Source organism: Bradyrhizobium sp. MI1.3 (genome assembly GCF_055811695.1).
Window position 1 is genome coordinate 19,231 of sequence record NZ_JBVVPQ010000062.1, and the last position, 21,569, is coordinate 40,799.

The window sequence follows — 21,569 nt, forward strand, 5'->3', positions numbered from 1 at the left end:
CGCTTCGACTTCACCGGGCCGCCGGCTCGTTCAACATGCGCCGCGCTGCCCTGAGATCGGCGGTCTCGAACCCCTCAGTGAACCGGGCATAGGTTTGAGCGAGCTGTTCGAGCGGAATTTGCACACGCTGCCGGATTCGAAGGCTCGCCAGCGACATCTCGGCTCGCAGCCGCCAGGATAACGCGCCCTGCTGTTCGGCGAGCGAGATCGAGGCGACAAGATCCGCCTCGGCCGCGTCGGGATTGCCGCCATGGGCCTCCAGCTCTCCCCGCAGACGGAGCAGCTCGGGCATGTCGAAGGCGCCGCCTTCGTGCTCGACCCGTAGAATGGTTTCGTGAAGAACCTGAATGCCTTGCGTCAATTGTCCCAAGCTGACCAGGCCCCGAGACAGATCCGCGGCGAACGCCGAGGCATAGAGTTCGTAGCGATCGGCATGCAGGCGTGGAAGCGCACTCCGCATCAGGTCGACGCCGCCGGCCACCTCGCCCCGAGCGATCATGCTCTGTGCCCGAAAACCCGTCGCGACGGCTTCGTAGGGCACGAGTCCGTGCATGCTCGCATGCGCGGCCAGGCGATCGGTCATGGCCTCAACTGACAACCAGTCGCCGAGCCAGCCGAACACCGAGGCGGACCAGCATAATGCGATACAATGCATGACCACGTCATGCGGCGCTGAAGCGCCGACTAGCGGCCGGATGCATTCAAGCGCACGATCGGGAAAGCCGCGCAGCCATAGCACGCGCGCAAGCGGAATCTGCGGTGTGCGTGAATAGGCGAAATGCCCGGGTTGGGTCCCGCGGAGCGCAGCGTCGTCGCGCAGGCCCTGGTCGAGATGGGCTTGCGCCGCGGCCTGGTCTCCGGCGAGGTGATATGACACGCCGAGCAGCGCTTTGCTCCCGGCGATCCCCGCGGTATCGCCGATGACGCGGGCAATCCGCTCGGCGTGAAGCGCAGTCGGCACCAGATGCCGATAGCGACCGGTCCGGCGGTAGAACATGTTGAGCCGGGACAACAACCTGAATGTGTTGGCGTGATCGGAAAGCGCTTCCGCTATTTCCAGCCCGCGCCTGAGCGCCGCTTCCGCCTGCTCGCTGTTGCGCTCGGTGAACATCAAGGCGTGACCGAGCGTCGACTGAAGTTCGAGCTCCCATGCGCCGCCCCGGTCGGCCTCGTCGAGCATTGCGAGGGCGCGATCGGACCAGATGCGCGCCTCGTTGAGCAAATTGAGTTCGACGAAGAGCCTTGTGCAGCTGCCGGCGAGCGGCACGCGCAAGCCGGCGCCCTCGTCGTTGGCATAAGCCCATTGCAGCGCAGCGCGGGCATCGGCGAGCAGGCTCGCGCGTTCCTGCAAACGTGAGGCATGATTGCTGCCCTCATCCTTCATGCCCGCTTCGAGCGTGCATTGGACATAGAGAGCGTGACGGCGCGCGATCTCGGCCAGCTGTCCGCCATCGGCCAGTTTCTGCAGGGCATAGGCGCGCGTTGCGTCGAGCAGGCGATAGCGCCGCGATGCGCCGTCCGGCTGGGTGGAAATCAGCGACTTCACCACGAGCTGCTCCAGCGCCTCGACTACGCGGTCCTCCGGCATCGCCGCCCCGGCCGCGATCGCTATCGCGCCCCTCAACGTGAAGTGACCTGCGAAGACGGCGAGGCGCTGAAATACGATCCGCTCGCTCTCGCCGATCAGACCGAAACTCCAGTCGAGCGTAGCGCCGAGCGTCTGCTGCCGCGGCGGCGCCGTCCGCCGCCCGCGCCATTCGAGCTGCAACCGGTTGTCGAGCAGTGCCGCCATCTCGCGCAGTCCATAGAGACCGACGCGCGCGGCAGCCAGCTCAATCGCCAGCGCGATGCCATCGAGCTTGCCGCAAATCCGGGCCAGGACTTCGGCATCCTCGTCGGTGATGTCGTCGCGATGCCCGGCCGCGACGGCGCGATCGACGAACAGGCGCACAGCGGGATAAGCCAGCACCTCGCCGGCGCTGAGGCGGGTGCCCTGCGGCGGACCAGGAAGCGAAACGAGCTCGAAAATCTGCTCGCCTTCCACCAGCAGCGACTCGCGGCTGGTTGCGAGGATGACGATGCCGGGCGCCGCCCGGTAGATGTTTTCTGCAAGACGCGCGACCTCCTCGATGACGTGCTCGCAGCTGTCGAGCACGAGAAGCAGCCGGCGGCCCCGCAGGAAATTGACGATGCTGGCCGAGGGATCATCATGGTGCACGACGAGGCCCAAGGCGGCGGCAACCGTGCTCGCGACCAGGGCCGCGTCCTTGAGCGGACCGAATTCGAGAAAATGGACATTGCCGTCGAAGCTATCGCACATCTCATGCGCGAGCGCGGTCGCAACAGTGGTCTTACCGATGCCGCCCGGCCCTCGCAACGTGACGAAGCGATCGCGGAGCAAGCGGGCCGCCAACTCGGTTACAGCGTCTTCCCGCCCGACCATCCGGTCCAATCGGCGCGGCAGCGAAGGTGGCGGCGCAGTCCTTCCAGGCGCACGCGACGGCGGCGCAGCCAGCTCCGCGCGTTCGCCACGCCGCACGGGGGCGACAAAGCAATAGCCCCGGCCCGGGATGTTGGTGATGTAGCGGGCACCATCCTTTCCGTCGCCGAGCACCTTGCGCAGCTCCGCGACATGGACGCGCAGGCTGACCTCCTCGACGGAAAGTCCGGACCACGCATAGCCGAGAATTTCGTCCTTCGGGACCACTTCGCCGGCGCGACTGACCAGCAGGCGCAAAATATCCGTCGCGCGGCTGCCGAGCCTGACCGGCAAGCCATCCCTCTCCAGCAGCCGCGACCGAAGTGAAAATGGCCCGAACGCGACGGCATCGAAATCTGGGATCGCCGCGGCGTCGCTGCTGCGGGGGCCATGTCCTGCCGAGAGCTCGGTCACTTCTGACTCATCCTGACGGCCGCTCCATCGAAATGCGGCGCGACTATACCCCGCGCCAGTGCGAGGTCCAGCGAGGGCAAACCACGGAACTCACGCCGCCGCGTCGATCTCCACGCGATGTCCGGCGCTCTCCTATGTCGGGCCGGGGATGCGCAAATATCTGATAAATTGTACAAAAAGGACGCTTCCTGAGACGGGATGCCGCACCTGATGCGCTCCCACAAAAACTAACACATCCTAATCACCACTAACGAGCTTGCAGGTCAGCTCACGCCTATCCTCTCAACATGGAAAGCAGGGCTTTGCGCGTTTGCTGGTTGCAAACAGCGGAGAACGCCCGGAGAGGACGAACGATGTTGACCAATTTGCAGGCAAGTGATGCCTGGATTGAATTTCCGGGCGCCTCGGGGGATTGCGAGATACCTCAGGCAACACAAGCGATCATTCGCGAGCGTCAATGGCGTCAGGTCGATCCGCGCGCGGGGGTGGCCGCCAAGGACATCGCGATCTCGCGATGGGAAGACCCGCGGAGCACCTCGTCGCACGAAGCGACGACCCCTGAGGATCGCTATTTCGTCGGCATCGCCCTCAAGACCACGCGCGCGAAACTGACCCGGGATCGCCAGGTCATTTTCGACGGGACCATGCCCGCGGGCACACTGTATCTCACCGCGCCGTCGAAGCCCCTCGCCGTGCAATTCCAGTCGCCATGCGCCTTCTTGCACTTTTACATCTCCGCGGATCAATTTCCGGCACAATTTTCCGGGACCGAGGGATTGAATGACCTCGTCCTGTTGCGCGATCCGCTCGCAGCCGAGCTTGCCAAGGCGCTGATCGAACTTGGCGACGCCGCGGACCACGAGTTCACGCGCTGCATCGGCCAGACCCTTGCGATGCATCTCGCACGTCTGGAATTGCCACGCGCCAGGGTCAATGCCTTGCCGAAATGGCGGCTGCGGCGGGTCGAGCAATATGTCGCCGATCATTTCCACCGCTGCATTAGCCTGTCCGAACTCGCCAATGTCGCCGGCCTGTCCAGAATGCACTTTGCGGCGCAATTCCGCGCCGCGACCGGTTACCGGCCCCGAGAATATCTGCTCAATCACCGGATCGAGCACGCCAAGACGCTGCTGGCCACCACCGAACGGCCGCTGGCGGAGATTGCGCTTGCGGTCGGCTTCAGCACGCAGGCGCATTTTTCGACCGTCTTCAAGCGCATCAGCGATCAATCCCCGGCACGCTGGCGCCTCGCCAGCGAGGGCGAACGGCGTGAAGTGCAAGCACTCCCGCCGCGTCGTCCTTTGACGGAGAGGGACTGGATCAGCGCAGCCGCGTAAGCATCCGCTCGCGCCCTCATCCTCCCGGGCCTGCGAGCCACTCGGGGCCGTCCCTGTACCCACACAGGGCGGCCCCTTTTTTCTACACCGGATCGAACGCCCGGATCGGCGGCAGATTGCCGGTGAACTTCTCGACCTCGACTGTCGTGAGTTGGCCGGTGCAGCCCTGCGCGAAGGACGAGGTGCCGACGTCGCGGGTGAGCACGTTCGGATTGCCGTGCACGCAGAGCGGCGCGTCGTCTTCGGGGTCCATCGGGTCGTACCAGGCGCCGGTCGGGAGCTGGACTACGCCGGGGGCGATATCGTCGGTGACGTGGACCGCGGCGAGACAGGCGCCGCGCGCGTTGAACAGCCGGATGATGTCGCGGTCCTTGATCCCGCGCGCGTCAGCGTCCCCAGGGTTCATGCGTGCGACCTCGCGGCCGCGATGTTTGCTTTGAAGCGAATGTCCGCCGAAATCGAGCTGGCTATGCAGACGCGTCACCGGCTGGTTCGCGACCAGGAAGCACGGCGCCCCCGGCTTGGGCATGTCGGACTTCTCCAGCCAGACCGGATGGCCCGGACAATCCGCATCGCCATGACCCGCGATCTTGGCGGAGAATATTTCGATGCGGCCGCTCGGCGTCGGCAAAGCATGATTGACGGGGTCGTCGCGGAAGCGGCGCAGCCGGCCGCCGTCGTCGGGCTGTTGCGGCACCACCAGGCTGCCGCGCCGCCAGAACTCTTCGAAGCTTGGCGCCTCCAGGCCGCGCGCTTCGAGCGAGGCGCGGGTCGGCTCATAGAGATGTTCCAGCCACTGACGTGACGTCCGCCCCTCGGTGAAGGGGTCGCGCGCGCCGAGACGGTCGGCGAGATCGGCAAAGATCTCGTAATCGTCGCGCGCAAGGCCGAACGGCTCGGCGATCCGGTGCATGGCGACCATGAGGGGATCGTTGCTGGAATAGCCGATGTCTTCGCGTTCGAGCGTCATCGTCGAGGGCAGCACGATGTCGGCATGCCGGGCCGTAGCAGTCCATGCGAGTTCGTGCACGACCAGCGTGTCGACTTTCGCAAACGCCTTGCGCAGGCGATTGATGTCCTGGTGGTGATGGAAGGGATTGCCGCCGGCCCAGTAGACGAGGCGGATATCCGGATAGGTGCGCGTCTCGCCGTTGTAGCGATAGGTGCCGCAGGGATTGAGCAGCATGTCGGCGATGCGCGCCACCGGAATGAAATCGCGGACAGCGTTGCGGCCCTGCCCCAGTGTCGGCCCCGGCACGTCGTTGACGCGGCGGCCGTAATAGCCGATCGCCCCCAACGAATAGGCGTAGCCGCCGCCGGAGAGGCCGATCTGGCCGAGCGCTGCCGCCAGCACCATGCCCATCCACACCGGCTGCTCGCCATGCTCGGCGCGCTGGAGCGAATGGGAGACAGTAATGAGCGCACGCTTGCCGGCGAGCCGGCGCGCAAGTGTGCGGATCGTATTTGCGTCGACGCCGCAGATCGCTGCGGCCCATTCGGCGTGCTTGGGTTGGCCGTCGCTCTCGCCTGTGAGATAGCGCAGGAAGACGGGCCATCCCTCGGTGTAGCGATCGAGGAAAGCCTGGTCGTGCAGGTTTTCCGCGACCAGCGTATGAACGATGCCGAGCATCAGCGCGGTGTCGGTGCCGGGCACGCACGTCATCCATTCGGCGCCGGCCTCGACGGGCAGGTCTTCGCGCAGTGGGCTGACCAGGACGAACTCGCAGCCGCGGCGGCGCGCAGCTTCCATCGCGCCGCGCTCGACATGCTTGCTGATCGAGCCGCCTGCGACCATCGAGTTCTTCAGCGCCATGCCGCCGAACGCCAGCACGATGTCGGTATCGGCCGCGATCTGCTCCCAGGTGACGTTGCGCTTGGTGATGTCCTCGTAGCCTGCCAAGATCTGCGGCAGCAGCACCGAGGACGCGCCGGAGGAATAGGAGTTCACCGAGCGCACATAGCCGCCCAAGGCGATGTTGAGGAAGCGATGCACCTGGCTCTGGGCGTGGTGGAAGCGGCCCGCGCTCGACCAGCCATAGGAGCCGCCGAACACCGCGCCGGGGCCGCGCGTCTCACGGATGCGTGCCAGCTCGTCGCCGAGCAGATCGAGCGCCTTCTCCCAGCTAACGGAGACGAATTCGTCGCGGCCGCGGCGATCGTCCGGACCGGGACCGCGTTCGAGCCAGCCGCGGCGGATCGCAGGTTGGGTGATGCGCGCCTGATGGCGCAGCGCGCCGGGAAAATTGCCGATGATGCCGTTCGGATCGGGATCGCCCGCATAGGCCCTGACCTCGAGCCCGGCCTCGCCTTGACGTGCCGAGAACACGCCCCAATGCGAGGTGTGCGGCTTGAAGCCGTCGGACAGGTCGAGGCCGGGGTCGGGGAAGCCAATCGTATCGTCCATCGTCGCATTCCTTGTTCCGGTCGCGGCACTGTCCCGGCCGCACCGATAACCCGGGTCGCAGTATAGCGATCCGCGCTTCGATGTCGTCGGGTCAGGGCCGGCGAAAATGCCGGGCGCTCGTGCAAAGATAGATTGGCGAACGTTCGCAGGGACGACCGGCGGCGATTTTTCGACCAATTTGTGCTTTTATTTTCAACGTCTTAGCCGTCTGCATTCGGGGCCGTGCGGTCCGTTTTCCGGTAAGACTTGGCGCGAGATCTCTTGCAACGACACTGACATTGAAATGTGCGATATGCCGCCCGTCACACACAACATCGGTCCCGTCATGATCAAGCGCGAATTGCCCTACGAAGGTCTGCTCCACGAAGTGGTCGAGCACAATGGCGTGCTTTACATCGGTGGAATCGTCCCCGAGGACACGAGCCTCGACATGTCGGGCCAGGCCAACGACGTCCTCGGGCAGTTGGCGCAGTTACTCAAGACCCTCGGATCCGATCTGAGCAACGTCTTGCAGGTGACCATCTACATGGCGAGCCTCAAGGAAAAGGCAGAGTTCAATGCGGCCTGGAAGGCGCATTTTGCAGAGGCTCATCTGCCGGCGCGCGCGGCAATCGGCGTGGCCGATCTCGGTCCTGGCGTCAAACTCGAGATCACGGCCATCGCCGCTCGACAATAGTGGCACGGAATCCGCTGATCGAGAGGTCCCGACGATCATCAAGCCTAGATGCGCGACGTGGTGCGGTTGAGGCAAGTCGAATCAGGAGGCGGCCGCTTGGTACAGGCACTCACGTAACCAAGCATGAGCTCCGTCCTCCTGATTGCGCGGATGCCACAGCGCAACGATGCGCGCCGGCGGCAGATCGAGCGGCGGCGATGTAAGATCGAGCTCGTGGGAAAATCGCATCAGAAAGCGTCGCGGAAGGGTGCAGATGCAGTCGCTGTGGGCAAGGATGACCGGCGCCAGCGCATAGGTTTGAATCGAGACGGCGACGCGTCGGGAACGGCCTAGCCCGGCGAGTGCGTCGTCGACCAGACCAGAAAAGCCGCCACCGTCGGCGGAGATCAACAGATGGTCGAGCGCGCAAAAACGATCGAGATCAAGCGGCCCGTGGCCGCGCGGGTGACCTTTGCGCTGCGCGGAGAGGAAGCTGTCCTCGAAAAGCGGGCGCTGCATCAGATCGCCGTGTGCCCCATCAGCCCCCGTCACCAGAATGTCGATCTCGCCCCGTTCAAGCCGATCGACAACGTCGCGCGTCGGATGGACGAAGGCTAGCCGCGCCCGTGCGGCCGTGGAGGTCAACCGCGCGACGAATCCGGGCGCCAGCGTCACGGCTGGATTCTCGTGGATGGCAACGACAAAGGTGCGCTGGCTGTGGACCGGGTCGAATACGGCCGGTCCCTCGACCATGCGACGGAGCTTGCCGAGCACGTCTGCCAGCTCCGCCTGCAGCTCCACCGCTCTCGTCGTCGGCACCACGCCGCGGCCCGCCGCCGCGGGCACGAACAAGGGGTCGGCAAAGACCTGTCGCAGCCGGTTCAATCGAGCCGATAGCGCGGGCTGACCGATGTTCAGGCGCGACGCCGCGCGCGTGACGTTCCGCTCGCGCAGCAGAGCCTCCAGGGCGAGCAATAGGCCGAGGTCGATCTCGGCGAGATCGGTGTCGTCGGCCAGCCGACCTGGACCGTGTTCCGCATCCGGCATCGGTCCTCCTCCGTTCAAAGCACATGATCGCGGCCGAACGAGCCGCGATGAGAGAGGTAGAGCCAAAATGGCGGTCTGAAAAGCTGGGCTGACCGCCTTTCGATATCGACGTCGTCGATGGGACCTATCGAGCCCACGGCCCTCCCGGCGGCGTGGTGCGCTTCGTACTTCCCGGTCACCGCGGCGCTGGCAATCAGGCCGGCTCAGCCACGACCTGGAGTGGAGGACCTTGATGACGCAAGCGACGAAAACCTATCGCGTTGGCGATGCAGCCGTCACGCGGATCGATGAATTGCGGCTTGCCGCATTCAAGTTCGGCGCCCTCTATCCTGACGCCGAACCGGATGCGCTTGAGCGCCATCGCGACCGGCTCGAGGCGGGCTCGTTCGATCCTGCAACCGGCACCTTCATTCAAAGCATTCACAGCTGGCTGGTCAAAACCCCGCACCACACGATCCTGATCGACACGGCGACCGGCAACGACAAGAACAGGCCCGACATCCCGCCGCTGCATCGTCTGAACGAGCCGTTCCTGGCGCGGCTGGCGGCGGCGGGCGTCACCCCGGAACAGGTGGACTACGTTCTGCTCACGCACGTCCATGCCGACCACGTCGGCTGGAACACGCGCCTGGTCAACGGTCGCTGGATTCCGACATTCCCGAACGCAACCTACGTCTTCTCCGGGATCGAGCAGGCCTATGGCGAGAGCCTCGCGGCGGGCACGGAGCCCACAGGGGCAGCCCGCCCCGACCCGGCGCTCGGCCCGGCGGCGCGCAAGCCGGCCGACCGCGTCTATGACGACAGTGTGCGGCCGGTGATCGAGGCCGGCCTTGCCAAGCTCATCGCAGTGAATGGCGACGAGCTCCTTGAGGGCATCTCTTTCATCCCGACTCCCGGCCACAGCATCGATCACGCGTCGATCCGTCTCGTATCCCGCGGCGAGCAGGCGCTTTTTGCCGGCGACGTGATGCACCATCCACTGCAGGTGTATGAGCCTTCGCTCAATTCCTGCTTCTGCGAATTCCCTGAGGCCGCCTCGCGCTCTCGCGCCGCCGTCCTCGAGGACGCAGCCGAGCTTGGCGCAACCGTTTTCACCACCCATTTCGCACAATCGTCCGTCGGGCGCATCGACTGCCGCGGCGATCGCTTCGCCTGGCAATTCGTCTGATAAAGGAGACCGATCATGGACCAGCAAACTTACGCGCAGGCAGACGGATCCGACATCGTGGTCGAGGATCTCATGATCCCGAGCGACACGGCCGGCATCTCGCTTCACTTGCGCAACAAGCGAACAGCGGCGCTCAAGACGTTTTCCGCCGAGCGAACCATCCTGATGATGCACGGCGCGACCTATTCGTCGGAAAGCCTGTTCGATGTGCCGCTCGATGGCATCTCCTTCATGGATTATCTCGCCGGGCACGGCTACGACGTCTTTGCACTCGACGTGCGCGGCTATGGCGGATCGACGCGTCCGCCCCAAATGGACGCGCCGCCGGAGGATTCTGAGCCGATTGTGCGCACGGAAGTCGGCGTGCGTGACCTCGCCAGCGCAGTCCAATACATCCTGAAGCAGCGCAACATCACGCGGCTCAATCTGGTCGCGATGTCCTGGGGCGGCTCTGTGGCCGGTGCCTACACGGTAAGCAATAACGATAAGATCGTAAAGCTGGCGCTCGTCGCGCCACTGTGGTTGCTGAAGGGCCCGGCTCCGATCGATGCGGGCGGCCGCCTCGGGGCCTATCGCCACGTCCCTGTTCTGGACTTCAGGGAGCGCTGGCTTTCGGCAGCACCGGAAGCAGCGCGATCAAGTCTCATCCCGGAAGGTGGGTTCGAACTCTGGGCGGACATCTCGCTCGCAACAGACCCACAGGCCAGCGCAGGAGCTCGTCCGCTCATGCGTGCCGTGAACGGCCCGATCCTGGACATCCGCGAGTACTGGGCCGCCGGCAAGGCCCTTTACGAGCCCAGCGAGATTCGCGTGCCGGTGTTTCTGGTCCACGCCGAATGGGACCGCGACGTGCCCATCGGCTCGGCACAGGACCTCTTCCTCTCACTGAAACAGGCGCGATATCGGCGATGGGTCGAGATCGGCGAAGGCACGCACATGGTTCTGCTGGAGAAGAACCGGTTGCAGGCGTTCGACGCGATCAACCAGTTTCTCTCGGAACAGTATGAGCATGACTAGCGCGATCTTCGCGCGGATCCCGCCGCGAGAACACAGGTGCCTCGCCCGAATCAAACCGACACGAGATCTCCGGTTTCCGCTGCGCGCTTGACCGCGTCGATCACCCTGAGCGTTTTTAGCCCTTCGTGCCCACTCACCACAGGCGTGGCCGTGCCGCAGATAACACCACAGAAATTTGCGATCTGCAGGCCAAGCGGGTCTTCCTTCTCATATCTTAGCTGCTCGCGCTCAATCGGCGCCCACCAACTGGCCTTGCTCGGATGATGCCATAAATCGAGTTGCGGAATAGCCAGCGATGCCCGCGTGCCGCCGATCTGGTAACACGCCTCCTGCGTACGACTGTAGGCTGGGTTCTCACCGGCGGTGAATTCCCAGCTCCAAGGCGACTGGATGGTATCGGAGACATTGACCGTTCCCAGCGCGCCGGAGGCGAAATGCAGGATCACCACCGCGGTCTCTTCAACGCCATTTCCGCGCAGCCGATTGGATTGGGCAGCCTGCACCGCGACGATATCGCCGCACAGATACCGCAACAGGTCGATATCGTGGATGAGATTCAGGAAAATGGGGCCCGCTCCTTTCTCGCGGCGCCAGGACACTTCAAAATAATCGTCCGGCTTGATCAACCAGAACATGCCATGCACCGATACGATCTGACCGAGCCCGCCACTATCGATCTCCGCCTTGGCGCGTTGGATCATCGGGCTGTGGCGGCGGTGGTGGCCGGTTAGCAACGGCACGCCCGCCCGGTCGGAGGCTTCGACCAACGCCTGTGCAGCAACGACATCATCCGCTAACGGTTTCTCGATCAGCGCCGGGATGCCCGCAGCGATACAATCCATGCCGTTCGCCACGTGCATCTGGTTGGGGGTGGCGACGACCACCCCGTCGGGCCGACTTTCGGAGAGCATGTCCCGAAAGGACGGAAACCAGTTCACGTTCAGCGAAACCGCCAACTCTCGTGCTGCCGGCGTCGGATCGACGATCGACGACAGCACCGCCTCCGGCCGCGCGAGAATATGTTCAATATGTCGCTTGCCGATGAGACCCGCTCCCATGACCGTCAGGCGGATGGGTGCACTCATGCGATTCTATACCTTCTTCTCATCGAGCAGCTTGGCCACGCGACGCAAGCCGAGCAGATAACCCTGAGTGCCGAAGCCTGCAATAACGCCATCAGCTCGTTTGGAAACGAACGAGTGGTGGCGGAATTCCTCGCGCTTGTGCACATTGGAAATGTGCACCTCGATCACTGTCCCCTCGAACGTGTTCAAAGCATCCAGGATGGCGACTGACGTATGGGTGAAAGCCGCGGGATTCATCACGACGCCGACAGCCGTCTCGCGTGCCTCGTGGATCCAATCGATCAACTCGTATTCTCTGTTCGACTGGTGAAAGCGTAGCTCCAGAGCGAGCTCCGTGGCTAGCCCCCGACAATCTCGCTCCACATCCGCAAGCGTCTCGTGGCCATAGATGTGGGGCTGACGCTTGCCGAGCAAATTGAGATTTGGCCCGTTGAGGACGTAGACAAGACGACTCATGGAATAACTCCGTTCAGTGATGGGCTAGGATCTCGCCAAGGAACTGCTTGGTGCGAGCGTGCTGCGGATTGCGGAAGAAAGCGTCGGGCACACCTTCTTCGATGATCTGCCCTTCAGCCATGAAGATGACGCGGTCGGCGACCTGGCGGGCAAAACCCATCTCGTGGGTGACGCAAATCATGGTCATGCCGTCGTTGGCGAGACCGATCATCGTGTCGAGCACTTCCTTGACCATTTCCGGATCGAGAGCCGAGGTCGGTTCATCAAACAGCATGACCTTGGGCTGCATGCAGAGAGCACGCGCGATCGCAACACGTTGCTGCTGACCGCCCGAGAGTTGAGCCGGATACTTCTCGGCCTGCTCACCAATGCGCACCCGCTCGAGATATTTTCGCGCGGTCGCCTCCGCATCGGTCTTGCCGATGCGGCGCGCGCGAATGGGCGCGAGCATGCAGTTCTGCAAGACCGTCATATGCGGAAAAAGGTTGAAGCTCTGAAAGACCATGCCGACATCCTGACGCACGACATCGATGGCCTTGATGCTGTCGTCCAGCCGATGACCGTTCACCACGATACTGCCCTGCTGGATCGCCTCCAGGCGGTTGATACAGCGTATCAGCGTCGACTTGCCCGAACCGGAAGGACCGCAGAGCACGATCTTTTCACCTCGGCGCACAGTGAGATCAACGTTGCGGAGAGCCTGGTACCCGCCGTACCATTTCTGCACGCCCTTCATTTCGATCAGGATCTGGTCCTGCATGGATTCGACCTCCGTTATCGGACGACGGCCAACGCGCCCAGCGCGTCGGCCGCTTGCAGTGACTATTGAACTGTGAACGGAACTCCGGGGACTGAGTCGGGGAAGATTGGCACGGGCGCCTTCATCCACTTGGCGTAGAAACCGGCCAATTTGCCATTGGACTTGATCTGGTCGATGAATTTGTTCGCCGTCTCGTTCCACTCCTTCTCTCCCAGGCGCGTGCAGGCCCCGTTGTACAAGGCGGTGAAGTGAAGCTTGGGCTCGAACCCAAGTTCCGGCTTTGCAGCGTTCAGACGCTGCGGGTAGAAACTGTTTGCGCCGACCGCCTGCACCTGACCCGAGAGCAGCGCCTGGATCGTGGCCGCGTCATCATCAAACCTGCGGATTTCGGCGCCCGCAGGAGCATTATTGGTGACTTGGGTGTCCTGCGTGGAGGAGCGTGGGACGCCGATAACGTACTTCCCCATATCGGCATTACTGTTGATCGGAGTTGCCTGGGCAGCGACCAGTGTAATCTCATTGGCAACATACGGTTTGGAATATTGTACCGCCTTCGCGCGCTCGGGCAGCATGGCCATGGTCGCGAACAGAATGTCCACCCGGCCTGTGGTCAGCGCCGGAATACGGTTGGCCACCGCCAGCGGGACGAACTCGGCCTTCACGCCGAGATATTCAGCGAAGGCGCGCCCCATGTCGGCATCGATCCCATCCTGCTTTCCCGAGCTATCGACATAGCCCCAGGGCGGATTATCGCCCTGAATGCCGATGACGACGACGCCCTTCTTCTTCACGTCCTCCAGCGTGCCCGCCTGCGAGCCGCCTGCGACAACGATGGCCGCGAGCGTCAGCAGCGCAATGCCGAGCTGGCGACGATTGAGCGAAAACAACATGAGTATCTCCTCCTGGTGATGGCTGTGTTTGATTGAGTAGGTGCGCCGAACCTACCTTTGACCGGCCAGGGCGAGCCTGGCCTCCACCCGACTGCCCCACCATGAGAGTGGCCAGCAGAGGATGAAATACATTGCGCCGACCACACCGAAGACGAGCAACGGCTGGTAGGTCTGGTTCGATACGATTTGACCGGCGCGGGCGAGTTCGATGAAGCCGACGATGGCAGCGAGCGAGGTGCCCTTGATGAGCTGCACGAGATAGCCGATGGTCGCCGGCAGCGCGATGCGAATGGCTTGCGGCAGCACGATGTCGCGCATGCGCGCGGAATAATGCAGACCGAGCGCCATTGCGGCCTCGGTCTGACCGCGAGGCACGGCCTGGATTGCGCCGCGCCAGATCTCGCCGAGAAAAGCCGAGGCGTTGACGGTGAACCCGATCGCGACCGCAACGAATGCCGACAGCTTCAATCCGAGGAGCGCCAAGCCGTAGTACACCACGAACAGTTGCAGCAGCAGCGGTGTCCCCTGGAAGATTCCGATATAGATCCGGACTATCCATTCCACACTCGTGCGACCGCAGGTGCGCAACAGTGCGACGACCAGGCCGGCGGTACAGCCACCGACGAATGCAACCAGCGTCAGGAGTACCGTCCATTGCAGACCACGCAGGAGGAAGCCGAACTCGGGAAGGCCGAAATGCGGTGTCATGATCTGTGCTCCTCAGCGCGTCGGATATGAGAAGAAGCGGTGAGAGATGATTGCGAAGCCCGCCATCAGCAGCCAGGAGATCGCGAGGTAGAGGAAAGTGACGAAGAAATAGACCTCGAAGCTGCGGAATGTGTCGCTTTCGATGCGCTGCGCCACCGACGTCAATTCATAGGCGGACACAGCCGAACAGATCGACGAGGTCAGCGTCAGCATGATGAACTGTCCCGTGAGCGAGGGATAGATCGCGCGAAGCGCGGGCTTGAGTACGATGGAACGGAATACCTGCCCTTTGTGCAGTCCGAGCGCGTAGCCGGCCTCGATTTGCCCTTTGTGAATCGATTGCACGCCGCCGCGGATGATCTCGATGGCGTATGCCCCTCCGTTCACACCGAGCGCAATAATGGCGGTGGCAGTCGGATTGAGCTTTACCCCGACGAGTGGCAGTGCAAAGAACAGAAAGAAGATCTGCACCAGGAACGGCGTGTTGCGCACGATTTCGACGAAGCCGATCACGATGGCGCGCAACCAGGCCGCCTTCGCATCGCGGGCTGCGACGCCCGCGACGCCGATGATCATTGCGAGCGTCATGCCAGCAAGCGCCAACCCCAACGTCCCCACGCAACCCCACAGCAACGCGGGCATTGCGTGCCAAACCACCGAGAAATCGAGCGTGTAGCCCATCTTGCGTTTCCTCTCGGGCGTTGTGCGTACCGCTCGCCCATCGGCCGGATGTCATCCTCCCAGGGATGCGAAAGTTGCGAAGAAGACGTCTGGATCAGGCGAGACGCCCGTGAACAGGCGGAATGCTTCGGTGCCCTGGAAGATTGCCATTCCGCCACCATCGACGGTGCGGCAGCCGAGGGTACGCGCCGCGCGCAGCAGCGCGGTCTCCAGCGGGAAGTAGATGATCTCAGCGACCCAGAGACCGGAACAGAGCATTGCCAGCGGCAGCGGCGTTCCCGGATACTTGTCCATGCCAATGGGCGTCGCGTTTACAATTCCGTCTGCGGCAGCCACGGCCGCTGCGACATCCCGGCCGACCCTCAAGCGCCCTTTGACAAATCGAGAGGACAAGCCGTCGACCACGCTCTGCGCCTTGGCCAAGTCGACGTCTATGATGGTCAGTTCCTGCACGCCAAGCTTCATGAGCGCGAAAGCAACCGCCGCGCCCGCGCCGCCTGCGCCGAATTGCACGACACGACCGAGTGGTGCACCTTGCATGCTGCGGCGAAAATTCTCGGCAAAGCCGAACCAGTCCGTGTTATGGCCGGTCATCCGGCCCTTTCTGACGACCACGGTGTTCACAGCGGCAAGCGCCTCCGCGTCGGGCGAAAGCTCGTCCAACAGTGGAAGGATCGCCTGCTTACAGGGATGGGTCACGTTCAATCCGTCAAAGCCCATCCGCCTTGCGGCCGTGAGCAATTCCGGTAACGCTTCGACCCCGAGGTTCAACTCGACCAGATCGATCTTCTTGTAGAGATAGCGGATGCCAGCGGCGTCTGCGGCCGCTTCGTGCATGGGCGGCGTGCGAGACGCCGAGATGCCGCTGCCGATCAGGCCGACGAGAAAACTGGGTTTGGGATGCATTGTCGGCGTCGTCCGTCAGCTCAATGGGACAGTCAATTCGGCGATGATCTGGGCCGTGCTCGGTCGGACGCCACGCCACCAGACAAAGGCTTCCGCCGCCTGCTCGACCAGCATGCCGACGCCGTCAGCCAACTTGGCCACGCCTTCAGTGCGGGCCGCTTGCAGAAAGGGAGTCAATCCTTTGCCATAGGCAAGTTCGTACGCCAGCTCCGCGCCCTGGAAGACATTGCTCGGAAGCGGCGGCATTTCACCTCGCAGGCTGGCAGAAGTCGCGTTGACCACGACGTCATAGCCCTCGGCAAGGTCGGCCAGTTCAGCGTAGCCGCTCACGATCAGGGGACCACAGCCGGCAAACTCTTCGGCCAATGCCACGGCTTTGGACAGCGTTCGATTGACGAGAACCAGCTCGGACGGTTGCTGGCGCAGAAACGGCAGTAACGCGCCACGTGCCGCTCCCCCAGCGCCGAGCATCAGGACGCGCCGGCCAACCATTTTGACGCCGAGATTGGCAGTGATGTCACGCGCCAGGCCGATTCCGTCGAAATTCTCGGCAATGATCCGATCGCCCTCGAACTTCAGGCAGTTTGCGGCACCTGCGCGTTGGGCGCTCTCTGAGAGCTCATTTGCATAAGCGAAGGCATCGAGCTTGAACGGGGCGGTGATGTTCAGCCCCTTGGCGCCCTCCGTCCGGAATTGATCAACCCGTGCGCTGAAGCCATCGATGGGCCCCTCGATCGCCTCATAGACGAGATCCTGTCCCATCATTTTGGCGAAAGTGCCATGGATGAAAGGTGACTTGCTGAAGCCGATCGGATTGCCAATCACCGCATAGCGATCGCTCATCGCTCACTCCTGCACTGCAGCTTCGTTGTAGAGCACGCCGTCGCGCACCATCGCGTCGACGGCTTCGGCCGACAGTCCCAGCGAGACAGCAATGCGACGATTGTCCTGTCCAAGCAGTGGCGCCGGAGTGCGCACCGTGGTGTCGCAATCGGAAAACCGGAACGGCAGGTTCGGCAGCGTTACCTTGCCGAGCACCGGATGCTCCTGCTCGACCAGCATGCCGCGCGCATGGATCTGCGGATCCCTCACGACCTCTTCGATGGTCTGCACGGGAGCGGACGGCACACCTGCTTCCTCGAGTGCCGCAAGACACGCATCTCGAGACGGCTGCGATAGCGTCCAATTGCGCACAATCTCCATGGCTTCAGCATAATGGGCGTTCCGCGCGGCGGGCTTGGCGAAACGCTCGTCCAATGCCAGCGTGTCTCCTCCAATCAGGCTCGCCAATCGTCGCCACGCATCATCGACTTGCGCAGCGATGACAAGATTGCCGTCCTTGGCCGGAAAGACGCCGTAAACTGTCGAATCCGGCTGTCCGCTGCCGGTTTGCTTCGGCAGGTCAGCGCCGCCCGAGAGGAAGTAACGCTGAACCGCATAGTCGTGCATCGAGACCATGCAATCGTACAGCGCCAGATCGATATGTTGGCCGCGCCCGGACGACGCACGGCCAACCAGCGCCGCATTGATAGCAGCGACGCCATGAATGCCAGTGTACATATCGGCCAGCGGCATCCGCAGCAGCGGCGGCGGTTCGCCGGGATTGCCCAGTTGCGCCAGCGCACCCGACATCGCCTCTGCGATCAGGCCGAAGCCCGGACGATCGGCATAGGGACCGGTATGGCCATAGGCGGAGACCGAGCAATAGATCAGCCTCGGATTCCGCGCTGATAGTGCTTTGTAACCGAGACCGAGACGTTCGAGTGCGCCGGGTCGGTAATTCTCGATGAAGACATCGGCCGTGTCGACCAGCTTCATCATCATGTCGAGACCACGCTCGTCGCGCAGGTCGATGCAAAGTCCCTGCTTCCCCATATTCTGCTGCAGGAAGTAGCCGGATTGTCCGTCCTTGAAATATCCATGGGCCCGGCCTGCGTCGCCCCCCTTTGGGCGCTCCACCTTGATGACCTCCGCGCCCATCGCGGCGAGGCAACGGCCCATGAACGGGCCGGCCAGGAAATGGCTGTAGTCGATGACGCGAATGCCTTTGAGCGGCAGATCTTGCGCGGTCATGCCTGCTCTCCTGCAGCGCTGGTCTTCGGGCGCATCGGGATCATCAGCCGATGCTCACCTAGCTGAACGACCTCGCCGCGCTGATTGATGAGTTCCGAAGGCAGCACAACGATGCCCCACCCATCCCTCTTTGTGCCGCGCATTGAACCAACGCGGAACTTCACATGCACGGTGTCCCCGAGCTTGATCGGCAGCTTGAAATCCCATGTCCAGCCCAGCGACATTCCCGGGAGGAACCGGTAGGCGGCACGCGTTTTCAATCCGTCAGCGAGCGACAGACCAAACAACCCATGCGCGACGCGGGTGCCGAACGGCGTTGTCTTCGCGTACTCCTCGTCGACATGGACCGGCGTGAAATCGCCCGTCAGTTCGGCATAGGCATTCACCATTGCTTCGGTGACCGTCACCGAGGGGGTTACGCATTCATCGCCGACCTTGGCATCGTCCCAGTAGCGCTCATCTGTCATGTCGCGTCTTCCTCTAGGCACGGGGATTGATCGCCAGGGCGGCTTCCACGGCGCCTGCGCTGGCTTGCAAGATTTCGACGTTGAGCCCGCCCGGCAGCTCGAGCCAGTTCGGCCCGGCGGGCAACGCTTTGGCGGCCCAGGCGGCGGCACGGGTGAGCACACCCTCGTAATCGTCGACCATGATGCCGAGATGGGCGAGACGCCCCTCTGGTCCGACGAAATTCGGATCTTCGATGAGTTGCACGCTTCCGAGCACCCAAACCTGACGCGGGCGCGTACCATCGGCGGGTTGCTCATCGCGAATGGCGAGACCAAGCACCTCACGAAAGAAGTCGACGTGACGATCAACGTCCGGCACGCGGATCGCGACGTGTTCGACATAAGCGCGGGGCAATGACATCTCAGGACTTTCCAGGATAGTCGCTGCGGGCGTATTCGATGCCCTTGACCAGCGCGACGAGGGTGGAATTGACGGGGGTCGGCACGCTGAGCTTGGCGCCCCAGCGCACGACGGAGCCGTGGATGTAGTCAACCTCGGTGAGATTGCCGGACTGCAAACTCTGCAACATCGACGTCTTGAACTCGGGCGGCAGTCCAGCGGACGCCATCGACCAGGCGCGTCGCGGATCGGTAATCGAGATCTTCACGCCAGCAGCTTGCGCGACCGAGATGCCCTCCGAGATTGCGGCCAGCGCGCAATCTTCCAGAACCGGCAGCGAATACAGGCCGCCATAAGTCAGCCCGGTCACGGCGGTAATTCCTCCTCCGGCGACGTTGATGAACAACTTGTCCCACATCGTGCCCAAGATGTTGTCGCTGAGCAGCGTGAGAATGCCGGCGCGATTAAAGGTCTCGGAGATTCGCTGCGCACGTTCTGTCAAGCGCCCATCAAGCTCGCCGATGATGGTCTCCTTGCCGATGACCCCGGAACGAACATGACCAGGGCCGAGCAGCACACCGCCGACGTAGGTCTTGCCCGCCACGACCCGGTCACGACCAACCTCCTCCGACAGGATGTCCTCGTGACCAAGACCGTTCTGAAGCGACATCACGACCGTCCGCGGCCCGATGATCGGCGCCGCGGCACGGATGGCATCCCGCGTGTGGTAGGATTTGACGAGGATAATGACGAGGTCCGCTTCTACGCCGACCTGAGCCGCGGAGGTGCAAGCAGTGACCTTCACGACGGTCTCGGCGCCATCTTCGAGTATTCGCAGGCCACCGGCATTGATTGCGCCGACATGAGCCTGGAACGGATCGATCAGCCAGACCTCGGCCCCGCCGCGCGCCAACGTACCGCCGATGGTCGAGCCCAAGGCTCCCGCTCCGATAAAGCAGATCCTCATCCGAACGCTTCTCCCGCGCCATTCTCGGCGTTGGAAGCATCGTAGCTGGCGGCTCGATATTTATATATGTTATGATTCTTATATCCGTTATTGTGAATTGCAATGAAGCACCAGGATCACACCGAGACCAACCTGCTGGACCCGCGCCTTCTCAGGCTCTTCGATGCATTGTTCACCACTGGCAGCGTCACCAGGGCAGCCGAAAAGCTCGGCCAAAGTCAGCCGACCATCTCGATCTGGCTGGCCCGCCTGCGTGCGGAACTGGACGATCCGCTCTTCATCCGGTCAGCGAAGGGCATGCTGCCGACGCCGCGCGCCGAGGCTCTCATCGGCACCGCGAGGCAGGCGCTGGAAATGCTGCGTCGCCTTGCCGAGCTTCGCACCGATTTCGATCCGACAACCGCAAAGCGCCGTTTTGCCATCTGCATGACGGACGGAAGCCACGTCACGCTGCTTCCGTCCATTCTCGCCCACGTCCGCCGCGTTGCCCCAGGCGTTCGTATCGAGGCGACACAGATTGGCGCCGACACTCCACGCATGCTGCAATCCGGTGAAGCCGACATGGCGCTCGGCTACATCTCGGATCTCGATGCTGGACACTTCCAACAGGCGCTGTTTCCGCAGGATTGGGTCTGCCTCGCGAACGCAAAACATGCTCGGATCCGCGACCGCATCACGGCAAAGGATTTCAGGCGTGAGGCTCACGTCCTCATTCGCTCCGGCACTGGACATCAGTTGCTCGCGGGCGCGCTGCAGGAGCAGAAGATAGTCCTCGACGTTGCACTGGAGTTGCCCGGCTTTTTGGGGCTACCCGCAATCGTCGGAACGACTGACCTGCTTGCTACCCTGCCAAGGCACATCGGCGAAACCCTGGCTCACTATTACGGACTGCGCGTGCTCAACTGCCCGCTGCCGATTGCCGGCTTCACGGTGAAGCAATATTGGCACGCCCGCTTCCATCACGACCCGGCAAGCCAATGGCTGCGTGGCCTCTGCGCGGAGCTTTTTCAACAGCAGGAAGTACGCGGTCTGCATCGTTCCGGTCGGCCGAAGAAACGAGTGCCTCGCGATTTGCAGTCGCAATGAGCTTGTTGAGATCGGCTTTCGGGTAACTTGCCCTACGACCGAAGCTTAACGCCCGGCTCTGCGCACCATGTCGAATGGGGTGAGATACAGGACAAAGGAAACTTCACCCGCAGCGATCTGCCCGTGCACCGTCCCGCCACGAAAGATATCGCGCGAGACCCGTTCTATTCTCGGCCACCATTTCGCGAAGGTATTGGGAAGCAAGAACTCTTATTTGGTGGACGCACCAGGGCTCGAACCTGGGACCCGCTGATTAAGAGTCAGCCACGGGTCAAATACAATCAATGACTTATGGATCGCACTGCTGCCCTTATCCGACCGCAAATGGGCATTCGTCGCACACCACATTCCACTCCCACCTACAGGATTGGAGCCGGTCGAGATCCCTTGACGAACCTAAGAGCTGATCCGGTTCGGCTGGAATCGCAATCGCGCCAGCGGATTTACCGCCGCGCCAGATCGGTGGCGTTGCGATGCGTCGGGGGTTCGAGTCAGGAGGCCGCTACCGCTTTTCCCTTGTCCAGACCGGAGACATAGGTAACAGGTCGTACCTAAGACATGGGTGACAACCTCGTGCCGAACGGGTTGTC

20 protein-coding genes are annotated in these 21,569 nt (G+C 62.8%); 5 read left to right on the forward strand and 15 right to left on the reverse strand.

Translation table 11 applies throughout. The annotated features are described in order from the left end of the window. Positions 1–10: 10 nt before the first annotated feature. Complete coding sequence (locus AC0L3A_RS31540; protein ID WP_473255839.1) at positions 11–2,893, reverse strand: ATP-binding protein; 2,883 nt, start codon at positions 2,891–2,893, stop codon at positions 11–13. A gap of 353 nt (positions 2,894–3,246) precedes the next feature. Here AC0L3A_RS31540 and AC0L3A_RS31545 point away from each other — a divergent pair, with 353 nt between their 5' ends. Further along, positions 3,247–4,230 carry a helix-turn-helix domain-containing protein gene (locus AC0L3A_RS31545; RefSeq protein WP_473255840.1) on the forward strand — a complete coding sequence of 328 codons (984 nt, stop codon included), beginning with the start codon at positions 3,247–3,249 and terminating at the stop codon, positions 4,228–4,230. Positions 4,231–4,312: 82 nt separating this feature from the next. Here the strand turns inward: AC0L3A_RS31545 and AC0L3A_RS31550 are convergent, their stop codons facing one another. Next, on the reverse strand, positions 4,313–6,634 hold the full coding sequence (locus AC0L3A_RS31550) for a molybdopterin guanine dinucleotide-containing S/N-oxide reductase (RefSeq protein WP_473255841.1): 2,322 nt from the start codon (positions 6,632–6,634) through the stop codon (positions 4,313–4,315). Positions 6,635–6,959: 325 nt separating this feature from the next. Here AC0L3A_RS31550 and AC0L3A_RS31555 point away from each other — a divergent pair, with 325 nt between their 5' ends. Further along, complete coding sequence (locus tag AC0L3A_RS31555; protein ID WP_088941402.1) at positions 6,960–7,310, forward strand: RidA family protein; 351 nt, start codon at positions 6,960–6,962, stop codon at positions 7,308–7,310. Positions 7,311–7,391: 81 nt separating this feature from the next. Here AC0L3A_RS31555 and AC0L3A_RS31560 read toward each other — a convergent pair whose 3' ends face one another. Then, entirely contained in the window at positions 7,392–8,336 is a 945-nt protein-coding gene (locus tag AC0L3A_RS31560; protein WP_007601275.1) for a LysR family transcriptional regulator, read from the reverse strand. A 232-nt stretch (positions 8,337–8,568) separates the two neighbouring features. Here AC0L3A_RS31560 and AC0L3A_RS31565 point away from each other — a divergent pair, with 232 nt between their 5' ends. Together AC0L3A_RS31565 and AC0L3A_RS31570 are read left to right on the forward strand one after the other, a co-directional pair. Next, entirely contained in the window at positions 8,569–9,504 is a 936-nt protein-coding gene (locus tag AC0L3A_RS31565) for an MBL fold metallo-hydrolase (protein ID WP_007601274.1), read from the forward strand. A 15-nt stretch (positions 9,505–9,519) separates the two neighbouring features. Then, positions 9,520–10,521, forward strand: coding sequence for an alpha/beta hydrolase (locus AC0L3A_RS31570; protein ID WP_007601273.1), 1,002 nt, complete (start codon positions 9,520–9,522; stop codon positions 10,519–10,521). A 50-nt stretch (positions 10,522–10,571) separates the two neighbouring features. On the opposite strand, the gene AC0L3A_RS31575 is transcribed toward AC0L3A_RS31570, so the two are convergent. The 12 genes from AC0L3A_RS31575 to AC0L3A_RS31630 form a co-directional block, all read right to left on the reverse strand. Beyond that, on the reverse strand, positions 10,572–11,606 hold the full coding sequence (locus AC0L3A_RS31575) for a Gfo/Idh/MocA family protein (RefSeq protein WP_219683107.1): 1,035 nt from the start codon (positions 11,604–11,606) through the stop codon (positions 10,572–10,574). 6 nt (positions 11,607–11,612) lie between these two features. Then, a complete protein-coding gene (aroQ, locus tag AC0L3A_RS31580) occupies positions 11,613–12,062 on the reverse strand; it encodes a type II 3-dehydroquinate dehydratase (protein ID WP_007601266.1) in 450 nt (149 codons plus the stop codon). Between the two features lie 13 nt (positions 12,063–12,075). Further along, positions 12,076–12,822 carry an amino acid ABC transporter ATP-binding protein gene (locus AC0L3A_RS31585; RefSeq protein ID WP_354128980.1) on the reverse strand — a complete coding sequence of 249 codons (747 nt, stop codon included), beginning with the start codon at positions 12,820–12,822 and terminating at the stop codon, positions 12,076–12,078. Positions 12,823–12,884: 62 nt separating this feature from the next. Beyond that, positions 12,885–13,712, reverse strand: a complete 828-nt coding sequence (locus AC0L3A_RS31590) for a transporter substrate-binding domain-containing protein (RefSeq protein WP_007601263.1) — start codon at positions 13,710–13,712, stop codon at positions 12,885–12,887. Positions 13,713–13,763: 51 nt separating this feature from the next. Next, positions 13,764–14,420, reverse strand: a complete 657-nt coding sequence (locus tag AC0L3A_RS31595) for an amino acid ABC transporter permease (protein WP_007601262.1) — start codon at positions 14,418–14,420, stop codon at positions 13,764–13,766. Positions 14,421–14,432: 12 nt separating this feature from the next. Further along, positions 14,433–15,101, reverse strand: coding sequence for an amino acid ABC transporter permease (locus AC0L3A_RS31600; protein WP_007601261.1), 669 nt, complete (start codon positions 15,099–15,101; stop codon positions 14,433–14,435). A gap of 51 nt (positions 15,102–15,152) precedes the next feature. After that, positions 15,153–16,007: a shikimate dehydrogenase gene (locus tag AC0L3A_RS31605; protein WP_007601260.1), complete on the reverse strand. Its 855-nt coding sequence runs from the start codon at positions 16,005–16,007 to the stop codon at positions 15,153–15,155. Positions 16,008–16,022: 15 nt separating this feature from the next. Next, positions 16,023–16,850 carry a shikimate dehydrogenase gene (aroE, locus tag AC0L3A_RS31610; RefSeq protein ID WP_007601259.1) on the reverse strand — a complete coding sequence of 276 codons (828 nt, stop codon included), beginning with the start codon at positions 16,848–16,850 and terminating at the stop codon, positions 16,023–16,025. A gap of 3 nt (positions 16,851–16,853) precedes the next feature. Further along, entirely contained in the window at positions 16,854–18,080 is a 1,227-nt protein-coding gene (locus AC0L3A_RS31615) for a CaiB/BaiF CoA transferase family protein (protein ID WP_007601258.1), read from the reverse strand. Beyond that, on the reverse strand, positions 18,077–18,547 hold the full coding sequence (locus AC0L3A_RS31620) for a MaoC family dehydratase (protein ID WP_007601256.1): 471 nt from the start codon (positions 18,545–18,547) through the stop codon (positions 18,077–18,079). Before AC0L3A_RS31620 ends, AC0L3A_RS31615 begins: the two co-directional genes overlap by 4 nt. Positions 18,548–18,560: 13 nt before the next feature. Continuing rightward, entirely contained in the window at positions 18,561–18,947 is a 387-nt protein-coding gene (locus tag AC0L3A_RS31625) for a VOC family protein (RefSeq protein WP_007601253.1), read from the reverse strand. A gap of 1 nt (position 18,948) precedes the next feature. Then, complete coding sequence (locus tag AC0L3A_RS31630) at positions 18,949–19,893, reverse strand: ketopantoate reductase family protein (RefSeq protein WP_007601252.1); 945 nt, start codon at positions 19,891–19,893, stop codon at positions 18,949–18,951. A 102-nt stretch (positions 19,894–19,995) separates the two neighbouring features. Between AC0L3A_RS31630 and AC0L3A_RS31635 the strand changes: the two genes are divergently transcribed. After that, positions 19,996–20,979, forward strand: coding sequence for a LysR family transcriptional regulator (locus tag AC0L3A_RS31635; protein WP_007601251.1), 984 nt, complete (start codon positions 19,996–19,998; stop codon positions 20,977–20,979). Positions 20,980–21,569: the final 590 nt, after the last annotated feature.

Coding starts and splice junctions, on each gene's coding strand:
- AC0L3A_RS31585 (WP_354128980.1), bottom strand. CDS start 12,822: ATGCAGGACCAGATCCTGATCGAAATGAAGGGCGTGCAGAAATGGTAC.
- AC0L3A_RS31630 (WP_007601252.1), bottom strand. CDS start 19,893: ATGAGGATCTGCTTTATCGGAGCGGGAGCCTTGGGCTCGACCATCGGC.
- AC0L3A_RS31605 (WP_007601260.1), bottom strand. CDS start 16,007: ATGCATCCCAAACCCAGTTTTCTCGTCGGCCTGATCGGCAGCGGCATC.
- AC0L3A_RS31550 (WP_473255841.1), bottom strand. CDS start 6,634: ATGGACGATACGATTGGCTTCCCCGACCCCGGCCTCGACCTGTCCGAC.
- aroE (WP_007601259.1), bottom strand. CDS start 16,850: ATGAGCGATCGCTATGCGGTGATTGGCAATCCGATCGGCTTCAGCAAG.
- AC0L3A_RS31615 (WP_007601258.1), bottom strand. CDS start 18,080: ATGACCGCGCAAGATCTGCCGCTCAAAGGCATTCGCGTCATCGACTAC.
- AC0L3A_RS31565 (WP_007601274.1), top strand. CDS start 8,569: ATGACGCAAGCGACGAAAACCTATCGCGTTGGCGATGCAGCCGTCACG.
- AC0L3A_RS31590 (WP_007601263.1), bottom strand. CDS start 13,712: ATGTTGTTTTCGCTCAATCGTCGCCAGCTCGGCATTGCGCTGCTGACG.
- AC0L3A_RS31560 (WP_007601275.1), bottom strand. CDS start 8,336: ATGCCGGATGCGGAACACGGTCCAGGTCGGCTGGCCGACGACACCGAT.
- AC0L3A_RS31620 (WP_007601256.1), bottom strand. CDS start 18,547: ATGACAGATGAGCGCTACTGGGACGATGCCAAGGTCGGCGATGAATGC.
- aroQ (WP_007601266.1), bottom strand. CDS start 12,062: ATGAGTCGTCTTGTCTACGTCCTCAACGGGCCAAATCTCAATTTGCTC.
- AC0L3A_RS31570 (WP_007601273.1), top strand. CDS start 9,520: ATGGACCAGCAAACTTACGCGCAGGCAGACGGATCCGACATCGTGGTC.
- AC0L3A_RS31635 (WP_007601251.1), top strand. CDS start 19,996: ATGAAGCACCAGGATCACACCGAGACCAACCTGCTGGACCCGCGCCTT.
- AC0L3A_RS31625 (WP_007601253.1), bottom strand. CDS start 18,947: ATGTCATTGCCCCGCGCTTATGTCGAACACGTCGCGATCCGCGTGCCG.
- AC0L3A_RS31595 (WP_007601262.1), bottom strand. CDS start 14,420: ATGACACCGCATTTCGGCCTTCCCGAGTTCGGCTTCCTCCTGCGTGGT.
- AC0L3A_RS31545 (WP_473255840.1), top strand. CDS start 3,247: ATGTTGACCAATTTGCAGGCAAGTGATGCCTGGATTGAATTTCCGGGC.
- AC0L3A_RS31575 (WP_219683107.1), bottom strand. CDS start 11,606: ATGAGTGCACCCATCCGCCTGACGGTCATGGGAGCGGGTCTCATCGGC.
- AC0L3A_RS31600 (WP_007601261.1), bottom strand. CDS start 15,101: ATGGGCTACACGCTCGATTTCTCGGTGGTTTGGCACGCAATGCCCGCG.
- AC0L3A_RS31555 (WP_088941402.1), top strand. CDS start 6,960: ATGATCAAGCGCGAATTGCCCTACGAAGGTCTGCTCCACGAAGTGGTC.